The organism is Pleurocapsa sp. FMAR1 (assembly GCF_963665995.1).
Lineage (GTDB): Bacteria > Cyanobacteriota > Cyanobacteriia > Cyanobacteriales > Xenococcaceae > Waterburya.
Window position 1 is genome coordinate 5416565 of record NZ_OY762512.1, and the last position, 12976, is coordinate 5429540.

Genomic DNA, 12976 nt, shown 5'->3' on the forward strand with positions numbered 1-12976 from the left:
ATCTAACTTAAAGCTTTTTGACCTTTATTAGCTATGGGTTATTTTACAAATTATGTTGAAACAAAAATCTAATTCAAATAATTTTATAATAAAAAGAGCGATCGCGTCGCTCGGCAACGCAACATATCAATCTCATCATTAATTTGTTTTTTCGTTGTGACATTTTCCACCGTGGAGTAGTTGGTAGTTACTAAACTCATTCTTGCCACCTAAAGCGGTAGCTAAAATATGGTCTTTTTCTAACAGATCTCCGTTATGGAAGTAGAGTCCGCACCAGCTACATTTTCCTTTTTGTTTTTTAAGCAATAAGGCTTTTGTGTTGGGTAACTCTGGATTTCTACCCATTCTGGTACTCCAGTACACTAGGTCGCCGTCATAAGGGCTTTTATCACCTTTAACTTTTATATAGCTAGTTGAACTGCTTTCAAATTTGCCATGAAAAAGTAGTCGAAGGGAATTCGCGTTTCCTTTTTTGGTTGTGAATGCCCAGTTTCTGCCACCAAATTGGTGAAAGTATTTATTATGAGCGGTGTTCAGATTTTTACATCGAAACCTACCCCATGCTCTCAGTTTTTGATAGACCAAATGGTCTTGCCTTGAGAATTCGCCTGTTGTTTTTGCATCACTAAAGCTGTAGTAATTGCACCATCCCCTGATGATGGGATTCAAATCGTTTATTAAATCGATTTGAGAAGCGTGTTTATGCTTCTTAATGGTCTTTTTAATGTTTTCTTGATGCTTAATAAGGGATTGTTTAGAAGGGGTTATGAGTGTGTTAAAACCAATGATTTGATTTGCCCCATTTTTTGCAGATTTATGTCTGCCCGATGGGTATTGTCGGATGTAATATCCGAGAAAATCAAACCCTACTTTTCCGTCTTCGCTGTACTCTGGAATAAGAGTATGGGCAATTCTGGTTTTGGATGGTTTTAATTCTAAGCCTATGTCTTTTAACCAATAAGAAATTAATTCTCGACACTTTTGGATTACTTCAAGGCTCTTGTGTATGACCACAAAATCATCGGCGTATCTTACGAATGCCAGAGTTTGAATCTTACGATTTTTACTTAATGTACGATGAGGATATTTATCTTCCCTCATATTAAGTGTTTCGGCGTATTCTTCTAACATTCTTTGGATGCCGTGGAGGGCGACATTCGCTAAAAGCGGGCTAACCACTCCGCCTTGTGGCGTTCCATCAGTGACAGCAGTAAATACTCTTTTGTCAATTACTCCAGATTTAAGCCAGGCTTTTATTTGTTGCCGAACTTTTCCTCTGTAGTTTAGTTTGTCTAAGAGAGCATTATGGTTAATACAATCAAAACATTTTGCAATGTCAGCATCTAGAACGTACTTAGCTCTCTTCTGAATCGCATCTTTTATGTGTCTGATTGCGTCGTGACATGACCTTCCTGGTCGAAATCCATAGGATGAAGATTCAAATTGAGCCTCCCATTCTGGTTCGAGAGCAGCTTTCACTACTCCTTGTAGGGCGCGGTCGTACATTGTGGGAATTCCTAATGGACGCTTTTCATCTTTTCCAGGCTTAGGTATCCAAACTCTACGAGTAGGCTTACTTTTGCCTGTAAGTTTAAGTTGTCCTATGAGTTTCACACGGACTTCTGGAGATAGGTTTTTAATCCCATCCACACCTGCCGTTTTCTTGCCTCGATTTTCTGTCGTTACCCGTCGTACCGCGAGAGCCTTATTCGACCAAGACCTCAATAGTGTTTTTTGGAGTTTTCGGACTTGTTTAATATCTCCACAACGAGAAGCAGCGTAAATGCGCGTTTGTAACTTGTAGACGTATCTATCAACTTTTCGCCAATCGATATTGTCCCATCCCACAGTCTTCAGTTTTACGGAATCTGTATTAGGCATATTTATTACTACTTGTACCTTTACACTTGACACATTTGCGAGTCACGTCTGCTTATCCTGGGCATTACCCCATCCTTTTTCTGGCATTACTCGTTGTATCGAGTTAGGCATTTGCTTCTTGACCCATCTTTTCCCGTCTCACCATACGGTTTGATACCTACCAGTTGTTCTGGGGGTGAGGCGAGGTTACTTCGTTCCTACATACCATTGGTTTGAGTTCTTTAGGATTCATCTTTCCGCCTATTGAACTGGTTGTGCGCTGCTAAGGTAGCCCAAATTAGCAGACTTAAGTTCTATTTGTTATTTCAAACGCAGGGTGTGGCATTATCCACTAGCTTATATCCCCTGCTTGAGCGTTAAGACGGTTCGGTAGATGATTCGTTTGTCTATCCCACGATTTCCTTTTCCTTGAGATAATCTTAGTCTAGGGTCGGGTATGGAACTCTTGCTTGCGGTGAGGCGTTTTCAGCAATTATCGCTCTTTTCCGCTTTTACTCCCGCAGATTACATCTGGGTTATCAATTCAGATGTAAGGGAAACTTCTCTCTCTCGTCACCGAGGGGGACGCTGTATGCTTTTCGTCCCGCACAAGGACGCAATGACTTGGTTTTTGCTATTACTAGTTGTTCACCTCACATTGATGGTGTGTAAGTTATCGTTTCTAAAGGATTAAAAAGTGCGAACTCTACCCAAAATGGGTTACTTTAAAAACGTCTTCTGTCCCCCTAGTTGTCTAGGTTTAAGAAGAACGAATCGCACGGGCATTCGCCCAGATCGTCGCCTCAAGGGGACGACTTCGCTGCATCCGCAGCGTGCAGCTTTAAGCTTTTTTTGAATAAAGTTTGATACAAAATTGAAAAACCATACTTTGATTTACCAACGCCAATCTCATTTAAGATTGCAGCATGGTTTATTCGGTCGAAGCATTTTTCGATGTCTATTTTTAAGACTCGTTTTTTTGCTCCGTTAGCTTTGCTGTTAAGATTTAGAAATAGGACTTTTTGGGCATCGTGTGTGCTTCGTCCTGGTCTAAATCCATAACTCTTGGCATGGAATGTAGCTTCGTGTGCTGGTAAAGTGAGCATATTTGACAAGACATTGCACAGCGCATACGCGCAGACCGCCCTAGCGGGCTGGAGAGCTTTGCTCTCCGTCTCTATCGGCTATTGTTGGGACTTTTAGTAGTCTAGTTGAACCATCCTTTTTGGGGATGGGTATCTCTCTTAGACCTTGATGTTTCCATGTCTTTGTATTTTGATTTAGAGTTTCCTCTAATTGGAATCGTTCCTTGAACGTTAAAGACTTTTTGCCATCAATCCCTGCCGTCTTTTTCCCAGTGTTGAGCTGGGTTACTTGCCTAATTGCTAGCATTCTAGCTGAATGAGAGGAAAGAATTAGCTTTTGAAGCCTTCTTGCTTTAGCCTTGTTTCCATCTCTAATTGCTTTGAATATTCTCTTTTGTAGGCGAAATAATATTTTCTGGAATTTCTTCCAGTCTCTAAATTCCCAATCATCGCTATAACTTAAGGCGGCTTTTTTGTAAGAGTACTCTTACAAAAAACGCGCCGTGCGCTATGCGTCATAATTATTTCCTACTCGATTGAACATTGTCTAGTTTCCTAAAGGCAGTTACGCCCTGTCCTACCCGTAGCCAGAGTTTCCGATGCTCGTCCATCCTATTCAGGTTTCTTACCCCTAAAATCTGGGGCTACGTTTTTATTCGTTCCGATACTAGGATTGACTGATGTTTTAGGGTGGTTCACTTTACCTACTACCTTCTCGGAGAAACAGCTAGCCAAATTAAACTTCTGTGAGAGTTGCGGTAGTGAAGTCCATATTGTTTGTTCAGATTATGGCTCAACGTTGAGGCACTTTTGTAGAACCTGTTTACCCATTACATCTCCCCGTCAACGCCAGTGTGGTGTATCTGCTTTACCTCTGATTGCGTCCTGTTCCCAGCTTGAGCCTGTAAAATTCCGAGTTTACTCACTGTAGGCAGATAGGGAGTCATTATTCTCTTTAATGGTGGGGTGCGATTCGTTCCTACGAAATCTTCTTTGAAGAGAGATGTAGGGCTTCTGTTAAGTAATCCAATAATGGATTGAGTTCGCACTTTAATCCTTAACAGAATGATAACTTGTATTTTCTTCAAGGTGAGGCTATTAACCTAGAACGTCAAGTCCTTGTCCTCTTGTGCGGAGGAAAAAGCACACAGCGTCCCTCTCGGCGACGAGAGAGAGAAGTTTCCCTTATCTCTGGGATGACAACCCAGATTTAAAAGCGGGAGTGAACGCGAGAGAGTAAATTGCTGAAAACGCCTACTCGCTAGCATGAGTTCTATAACCGACCTGGACTAAGGGTAATACCAAGGAATAGGAAATCGTGGGGTAGAAAAAACGAATCATCTTCTGAACCATCTTTAAGAGATAGCAAGGAGTATAAGCTAGTGGTATCAAAGACCACACCTTGCGACCCGAAACATCGGGACGAGCCTACATTTACGAAATTTCCCTCCTTTACGTAACGCACAATTAGCTCACATAGGTGGATAGATGAACCCTAACGGACTCCAATCAACTATATATGCCGTCATATACAGCAAAGGAATACAGGAACGAAGTAACTCAACCTCATCCCCAGACTAACTGGTAGGCATCGTCAAAGCCGTATGGTGAGATTGAGAAAGATGGGTCAAGAAGCCAACGCTTAACCCGAATCAACGGGTAATGCCTGAAAAGGGATGGGGTAACGCCCAAGATACGCAAACGTGACTCGCAATATATCAATGTGTAAAGGTACGAGTAGTAGCAAATATGCCTAATACAGATTCAATTAAACCGAATACTGTGGGATGGAACGATATCGATTGGCAATCCCCCCTTCAATTCCGCCCTTAATAAGGGGGGCTAGGGGGGATTTAAGCAACAAAAGCGCATTTACGCAGCATCTCGTCATGGAGATGTAAAACAAGTTAGAAAACTCCAAAAGACATTAATGAGGTCTTGGTCAAATAAGGTCTTAGCGATTCGGCGGGTAACTCAAGATAATAGAGGGCAAAAGACAGCAGGAGTGGATGGTAAGAAATCACTATCTCCAGAAGCACGTCTTAGACTCATAGGACAACTCAAACTTATAGGAAAAAGTAGACCTACTCGAAGAGTTTGGATACCCAAACCTGGAAAGGATGAAAAACGTCCACTTGGAATCCCAACAATGCACGACCGCGCCTTACAAGCGTTATTAAAACACGCCATAGAGCCAGAATGGGAAGCTCTCTTCGAGAGCAATTCCTACGGATTTCGACCAGGACGTTCCTGTCAAGATGCTATCAAGCAAATAAAAAATGCAATTCAATCTAAAGCCAAATATGTGCTGGATGCTGATATTGCAAAATGCTTTGATAAAATCAACCACTTAGCCTTACTACAGAAACTCGGTTACACGGGCAAATTCAGGCAACAACTTAAAGCTTGGTTAAAATCTGGAGTCATAGACCAAAAGGTATTTACTGCCACATCCGAAGGAACACCTCAAGGTGGGGTTATAAGCCCTTTACTTGCTAATGTTGCTCTACACGGGATGGAAAAGATGTTAATGAAGTTTGCCAAAACTCTTGATGTTAAAAGGAAAGATAAACCAAACAGCCAGATTAGCTGGCAACAAAAGGTCAAATCTCTTACCTTTATCAGGTATGCAGATGACTTTCTTCTAATACATCATGACCTAAATGTAGTCAAAAGATGCAGAGAATTAATCTCTGAGTGGTTAAAAGACATGGGACTGGAACTAAAACCTTCAAAAACCAGAATCGCCCACACTTTAATTTCAGAGCAAAGCGAAGATGGACAAGCTGGGTTTGACTTTTTGGGCTATCACATTCGACAGTTTCGGGTGGGAAAATACAAAAGTTCAATACATCCCAGCACCAAAGAAAAACTTGGTTTTAGAACATTCATTATTCCATCAAAATTTGCCTGTAAGAAACATCAACAAAAGATTAAAGATGTTTTTAAGAAACACAAATACTCCCATCAAGCAAAACTTATAGTTGAGGCGCACGGAAGCCTCGATGCATCGAGGCTGTCCGCCGTCGCCTGCTTGCAGCTTAACCCGATTATCCGAGGATGGACAAATTATTATTCATTTTCTGATGCTCAGGGAACAGGAGTACTAACAGGTCAAGATTACCTCGTATTCCAAAAACTTAGAGCTTGGAGTCGTCACCGTACTGGTGATTGGGGAAAAGCAATTAAAAAGTATTGGACAACCATTGGTAATAGAAACTGGGTATTCGCAACCAGAAAAGGAGATAAAAATCCCCTTCGGTTACTAACACATACTGAATTTGGAAGCAGTAGCATTGAATATGTGAAAGTTAAAGGTGATGCCAGTCCATTTGACGGGAAATTAATCTATTGGAATACCAGGATGGGACGTAGCCCCGATATGCCTTCTCGAAAAGCATTACTGCTCAAGAGACAAAAAGGTGTGTGTTCCTGGTGTTGCTTACGCTTTCGTGAAGGAGATTTGTTAGAAACTGACCACAATATTCCTCGCGCCCTCGGTGGTAAAGACGAATATAAGAATCTACAACTCCTACATGGGCATTGCCATGACGAAAAAACTGCCCTTGACATGGAATTTATTAGAAATCAAAGATTCATAAAATACATGGATTACATCAACCAAACACTAGCTAAATCTAACTGGCTTTGGAATGAAAATGATTTTCTAATAGTTTCAGACAACAAAGAGTAGGATGTCCCACTGACAATGGGGAATATGTTGAGTAGCCGAGTGAGGAGAAATCTCTCACGCTCGGTTTCGGACGGGAGGGGTGTAGTGGTAACACTCACCTCGACCTTTCTACTTTAACCCATATCCTAGTGTCAGTTCAGGTTACATTGCGGTTTTATCTCCGCCTTCTCCTGGAGTTTCATACATTCCTATTTTCTAGGAATTCCTAAACCCGACGAACCGCACAATTTATACGTTTTTATTCAATAATTGTACCATGAATACTACATCAAAAGTCGCCGTTCTACGGCGAGGCTTTAGACCCAAAATTATCGGTAAATCCGCTGGCTATGTCTACGTTGGTTCAAATCCAACTCGGCTCATACCATCTATATGTAAAAAAGAGGCTTTAAGCCTCTTTTCTTATTGTTTATTGGATATTGATTTACCAAAGGATAACAATCGATATCTAGAAGTCGATCGCCAAAAATGTCGTTACCGTTTTGACTTGTGAAATATTTTCCCAAAAAAATAAGATGAGACTTGCCCACCTTACAAAAACGTTTATTTTTTTTTTGAATCTAGCGATCAACTGAACCCATAATGATATCTATACTGCCAAGAATAGGCATGATGTCTGCTAATTTAACTCCCTTGAGTATATTTGGCAGAATTTGTAGGTTATTAAAGTCAGGGGCGCGAATTTTCCAACGCCAAGGAAAGACATTATCATTGCCAACAATAAAGATTCCTAGTTCACCCTTGCCACTTTCTAGGCGAACATAGTGTTCTCCTTCAGGTATTTTGAACGTCGGCGCAACTTTCTTGGCTATATACTGATACTCAAAGTCGTTCCACTTAGATTTGCGTCCCTCGTCCATCCTGCGTGCTTCAAGGTTTTCATAAGCACCGCCTGGAATACCTTTTAGAGCTTGACGAATAATTTTAATCGATTCGCGCATTTCACGGATACGCACCAAATAACGGGCAAAACAATCTCCCGCAGTTTCCCAATGTATATCCCAGTCGAAGTCGTCATAGCATTCATAGTGATCTACTTTGCGTAAGTCCCATTTAACCCCAGAAGCTCTTAACATTGGTCCTGATAAACCCCAGTTAATAGCTTGCTCACGGCTAATTGTTCCTACCCCTTCAACGCGACGACGAAAAATAGGATTATTGGTAATTAGCTTTTCATACTCATCAATCTTGGGATCGAAGTAATCACAAAAATCTTCACATTTGTCGATCCAACCGTAGGGTAAATCAACAGATACTCCACCAATACGGAAATAATTATTGTTAATTAATCTTTGTCCAGTAGCAGCTTCCCATAAATCATAAATCAACTCCCGTTCACGGAAAATATAAAAGAAGGGAGTTTGTGCGCCCACATCTGCCATAAATGGACCTAACCACAGTAAATGATTAGCAATGCGGTTTAACTCTAGCATGATCACCCGAATATACTGGGCGCGCTTGGGTACTTCAATACCAGCTAGCTTTTCGGGGGCATTGACTGTAATTGCTTCATTAAACATCCCCGCAGCATAGTCCCAACGGCTTACATAAGGAACATACATAACGCTGGTGCGGTTTTCGGCAATCTTCTCCATACCTCGATGAAGATAACCGATTACGGGTTCACAATCGATTACATCTTCCCCATCAAGAGTTACAATCAGGCGTAAAACGCCGTGCATTGAAGGATGATGAGGTCCCATGTTGAGAATCATGGGTTCGGTTCTAGTTTCTATCTGTGCCATAAATCAGCAATATTTCTATGATTAAGAAATGAATTAGTTCTTACCTGCTACTAGTTATCTATCTTATCTAGTTTCTGGACGGGATAGAAACTTAAACTGATTGTTTGAGCAAAAATTTCAACTTGTTATTTGTTTGGCTGGGTTTGCTGCTGTGCTACGTATAAAGCGATCGCAATTACGAAAATTTTATTAAATTCAAGATTTGAATATTACTGCATTACGCTTAATCTACAATCTATAAATTATTTAATTCACGACCTTTAGCTGTTGTTGATCTTATCTCTGTGTCTTTAACTGAAATATGCTCAAATCATTTTTTTGCTTTTTAGGTTAATTACCTATGGAATCTTGGGTACTATACGGACAGTCTCATAAAGGTGAATCATGTATCGGGCTAATAAAGAGCGTACTGGAATTTATAAAACTCAAGGTCTTCGCAACTTAAGGGGAATAAAGTGGAAGCTACTAATAGATTCTAATCCAGAAATAATCCCATCAAATACTGGTCTTAACTGTCCTTTAGTTATTACTGATCGAGTAATTTATCTATGTAATAAAAAAGGATATTTGTATGCAATAAATGCTCAAATTGGAGAATAAAAATAGGTAGTACTAGCATAGATAATTTAATATTACATAATCAAACAATCTACGCTAGTGAAAAGAATGGAAACCTTTACGCAATAAGTATTGAAACACGGAGGATAAAGTGGAGGTCATCAATCAATTTTATTCGCTATTCCAATCCAGTAATTTACAATAATGTTCTTTACGCTAATTGTATAGATGGAAATCTTTATGCTTTAGATGTGGAGACTGGTCAGGAAAAATGGAGATTTAAAACTATTAAAGATATGGCCGTAACTCCTCCTACATTGAGAAATGGAGTTCTTTATATTGGTAGTGAGAATGGTAATATTTATGCCGTAGATGTTAATACAAGGCAAAAAAAATGGAAATTTGAAATAGGTCAATTAAGATGGCTATTTTCCCTTCCTGTTATAGTTAATAATGTGGTTTATATAGGAGTTAAAAATAGTATTATCTATGCCATAGATGCTGAAGAGGGAACAGAAATCTGGCAATCTCAGATAGAGGATACATATTACCTTTCTCCGTTATGCCCACTAGTAGTTGACGACGAGTTTATCTATATAGGGATAGGCATTGGTTCTCTGTGTGCGATAAATATTAAAAGCCAGGAAAAATCATGGCAGAAATTAGGGCGTGCTATTCAACGAATCAACAGTATTTCACTAGCAGATGGAATTATTTATTGTGAGCGTTCAGGAGCTATCAATGCAATTGAAGCAGAATCGGGAAAAGAGTTATGGGAGTTTGCTGCACCCGAACCCGATTGGTGGATCTTAAAACCTAATCTCTGGCTACCTCAAATATTCAATAACTTAAGTAAGAGATTTGCAGGAAGCTCAACAATCCAATTTTCTTCTCCTGTAATTGCTGATAAAGTCATCTACACTTTCTGCGATAATGGATATTTATATGCTTTACATTAAGTTTAAATCGTACATTTATAATTGAATTAATCATATAGAAAGCAAGTTATTTCAGACATATCTTAAAAATGCAGCATGAGTTAGAAAAACTAATAGTAGAGCAATATCGGATTATAGATTTTTTGGGAGCAGGTCTAGGCGGGGAAACTTACAAAGCACTCGATCTTAAAAACGAACAATTAGTAGCTTTAAAGGTTTTATCTCTACAGCAGACAAGCAACTGGAAAATATTAGAAATGTTTGAAAGAGAAGCTAGTATTCTCGCTCAATTAAAACATCCTAGAATTCCTGATTATCTAATTATTTTCAGATAGATAATACCCACGAAAAACACTGGTATTTAGTTCAAAAATTCATCTCTGGGAAATCTCTTTTTACTTTAGTAGAAAATAGTTGGCGGACAACTGAAGCTGGTTGACTGACAAAAGATGAAGAGAAAAACCTGAGAATAGAGATTCAGTAAAGAGTTGAGGGATTGACACAAAGCAAGGGGAGTCAGCACTCTGAGATTAGATACCACTCATAATTTCAGAATACTGTGAATCAAAACTCCCGTCTCTACAATGCCTTGAATCAATGGATGAGTCAATAGAAGTTTGAAGACAGAAGTATGAAGGCGCGAAGTTTCAAGTTTGTTCGAGGGCTTGTACCTCATACGAAGGAAGAAGTTTGAAGTTTGAAGGAAGAAGGAATTCGGAATTCGGGAAGGATTTTTTGTAGCTCATACCTCACACCTCATACTTCGCGCCTTCATACCTCATACACAGGGCTATCGCCCAGATCGTCCGTCCTTCGGACGACTTCGATGCTTCGCATCGTGTAGGGCGAAGCCCTGGTACCTCTACCAAACTAAGAGCGATCGTGAACGACGGGGCTTGCAACTATAGTGGAACAAAGGACTTGTCCGCATGTAGGAGGAAGTAGCTGTTTACGAAGTTTGAAGGAAGAAGTTTGAAGGAAGAAGGAAGAAAGATTTTTTGTACCTCATACGAAGGAAGAAGTAGCTGTTTTACTTCATACTTCATACCTCATACTTCATACTTCATGCAGCTGTTTTACTTCATACACGGACTCTCTGTCCGTCGCCGTTCCCGAGGAGACGTCGGAACGCAGAGAGCGTTCACCTCACACTTCGCGCCACAGGGCTATCGCCCAGATCGTCCGTCCTTCGGACGACTTCGATGCTTCGCATCGTGTAGGGCGAAGCCCTGGTCAAGCTACTGACTGGTTACATTTATGTCATCTTCAAACTTGTATTTGGATGATAATTGCTTTAATACACACGGGCAATGTCAACCTGACAAAATGGTCGATGTACATCCCTGGTCGAGGGAAGTTGGCTGGGGGTAGACAGAGACGTATTCAGCGTTGGCTAAACAATCCTCGAATCAATGTCCATCGAATCAGAAAGTCCTTGGTCAAAGCAGCACTTGATGATTGGTCAGAATCAAAAATATTTTTGGCATTAGACACTTCACTGTTCTGGGATGAGTATTGCCTTGTGCGGCTTTGGGTTATTCATCGAGGGAGAGCTTTACCGTTGGTGTGGAGAGTGATGAACCATGAAAGTGCTAGTATTTCAGTTACCGATTATCGAGAGATGATTAAGCAGGCACAAGTTAGGCTACGAGAATCAGTTAAGGTAATTTTACTCGCGGAGCGAGGATTTATACATACCGAATTGATGACCATGCTGACAACTCAACTAGGATGGCATTATCGTCTCCGAATTAAGAGTAATACCTGGATTTGGCGTGGAAGTTGGTGTCAACAGAAGTTTGAAGACAGAAGTATGAAGGCGCGAAGTTTCAAGTTTGTTCGAGGGCTTGTACCTCATACGAAGGAAGAAGTTTGAAGGCGCGAAGTTTGAAGGAATTCGGAATTCGGGAAGGATTTTTTGTAGCTCATACCTCACACCTCATACTTCGCGCCTTCATACCTCATACACAGGGCTATCGCCCAGATCGTCCGTCCTTCGGACGACTTCGATGCTTCGCATCGTGTAGGGCGAAGCCCTGGTACCTCTACCAAACTAAGAGCGATCGTGAACGACGGGGCTTGCAACTATAGTGGAACAAAGGACTTGTCCGCATGTAGGAGGAAGTAGCTGTTTACGAAGTTTGAAGGAAGAAGTTTGAAGGAAGAAGGAAGAAAGATTTTTTGTACCTCATACGAAGGAAGAAGTAGCTGTTTTACTTCATACTTCATACCTCATACTTCATACTTCATGCAGCTGTTTTACTTCATACACGGACTCTCTGTCCGTCGCCGTTCCCGAGGAGACGTCGGAACGCAGAGAGCGTTCACCTCACACTTCGCGCCACAGGGCTATCGCCCAGATCGTCCGTCCTTCGGACGACTTCGATGCTTCGCATCGTGTAGGGCGAAGCCCTGGTCAACCTAAAAACTTTCACTTTCATTTAGCAGAGGCAATTTGCTTACACAACGTACAGATTCACAAAGGTGAATTTTCTGGCAAAGTTCATGTGATTCTTGGTCGCAACAACGTTAACGGCGAACTATGGGCAATTGTCAGTAATGAAAAAACTACTCTACAAACCTTTGCTGAATATGGATTACGTTTTGATATCGAAGCGAATTTTTTAGATGACCAATCTGGTGGTTGGAATGTTCAACGCTCGATGATTCGAGATGTATGCGCTTTGTCCCGTTTGTGGTTTATCTTATCTGTGGCTACTCTCTACGTTAGTGCCCAAGGTGTTGAGGTAGTTCGTATTGGCAAACGAAGATGGGTTGATACTCATTGGTTTCGTGGTAATAGCTATTTTAGGATTGGTTGGGATTGGGTCAAAGCTGCACTCATTAATGGTTGGAATTTACTTCATTGCGTGACTTTCTCTAGTAATCAAGATCCCTCACCTGCAATGGCATCACGATCGCAATATCAAAAACGAGCAGATCAGTTGGAGTTCAAAGTTTTAACTTATTCCTACAATATTTCTTGAAAGTTTTGTCAGTCAATCAGGATCTAATGATACGTAGTATTTTAGCTGTTCCAGTAGTAACTGCTTTATCTTATTTTTCGTTCAATTATTTTTTCTCTACTTTTGGAGT

At 40.7% G+C, this 12976-nt stretch carries 8 protein-coding genes and 2 pseudogenes; 7 read left to right on the plus strand and 3 right to left on the minus strand.

What is annotated here, in order from left to right; translation table 11 throughout:
- Positions 1-138: 138 nt before the first annotated feature.
- Both ltrA and SLP02_RS26975 read right to left on the minus strand, forming a co-directional pair.
- Positions 139-1881: a group II intron reverse transcriptase/maturase gene (ltrA, locus tag SLP02_RS26275; RefSeq protein ID WP_319423633.1), complete on the minus strand. Its 1743-nt coding sequence runs from the start codon at positions 1879-1881 to the stop codon at positions 139-141.
- 884 nt (positions 1882-2765) lie between these two features.
- Positions 2766-3357, minus strand: a pseudogene (locus tag SLP02_RS26975) (reverse transcriptase N-terminal domain-containing protein); the annotation flags it as partial.
- Between the two features lie 1455 nt (positions 3358-4812).
- Between SLP02_RS26975 and SLP02_RS26290 the strand changes: the two are divergent.
- From SLP02_RS26290 to SLP02_RS26300, 3 genes and pseudogenes are all read left to right on the plus strand, one after another.
- Positions 4813-6132 (plus strand): annotated as a pseudogene (locus tag SLP02_RS26290) (reverse transcriptase domain-containing protein); the annotation flags it as partial.
- A gap of 195 nt (positions 6133-6327) precedes the next feature.
- On the plus strand, positions 6328-6639 hold the full coding sequence (locus tag SLP02_RS26295; RefSeq protein WP_319423637.1) for an HNH endonuclease: 312 nt from the start codon (positions 6328-6330) through the stop codon (positions 6637-6639).
- Between the two features lie 256 nt (positions 6640-6895).
- Positions 6896-7132 (plus strand): hypothetical protein, encoded by a 237-nt coding sequence (locus SLP02_RS26300; protein ID WP_319418703.1) that lies wholly within the window; start codon positions 6896-6898, stop codon positions 7130-7132.
- A gap of 67 nt (positions 7133-7199) precedes the next feature.
- On the opposite strand, the gene SLP02_RS26305 is transcribed toward SLP02_RS26300, so the two are convergent.
- Positions 7200-8384, minus strand: a complete 1185-nt coding sequence (locus SLP02_RS26305; protein WP_319418704.1) for an NAD(P)H-quinone oxidoreductase subunit H — start codon at positions 8382-8384, stop codon at positions 7200-7202.
- Positions 8385-8986: 602 nt separating this feature from the next.
- Between SLP02_RS26305 and SLP02_RS26310 the strand changes: the two genes are divergently transcribed.
- The 4 genes from SLP02_RS26310 to SLP02_RS26325 all read left to right on the plus strand — a co-directional run bounded on the left by SLP02_RS26310 (position 8987) and on the right by SLP02_RS26325 (position 12867).
- Positions 8987-9901 carry an outer membrane protein assembly factor BamB family protein gene (locus SLP02_RS26310; RefSeq protein ID WP_319423638.1) on the plus strand — a complete coding sequence of 305 codons (915 nt, stop codon included), beginning with the start codon at positions 8987-8989 and terminating at the stop codon, positions 9899-9901.
- A gap of 68 nt (positions 9902-9969) precedes the next feature.
- The gene (locus tag SLP02_RS26315; protein WP_319418705.1) at positions 9970-10215 is read left to right on the plus strand and encodes a protein kinase domain-containing protein; all 246 of its coding nucleotides are present in this window, start codon (positions 9970-9972) and stop codon (positions 10213-10215) included.
- Between the two features lie 947 nt (positions 10216-11162).
- Complete coding sequence (locus SLP02_RS26320; protein WP_319418706.1) at positions 11163-11756, plus strand: hypothetical protein; 594 nt, start codon at positions 11163-11165, stop codon at positions 11754-11756.
- A gap of 631 nt (positions 11757-12387) precedes the next feature.
- Positions 12388-12867, plus strand: coding sequence for a hypothetical protein (locus tag SLP02_RS26325; RefSeq protein ID WP_319418707.1), 480 nt, complete (start codon positions 12388-12390; stop codon positions 12865-12867).
- Positions 12868-12976 lie beyond the last annotated feature (109 nt).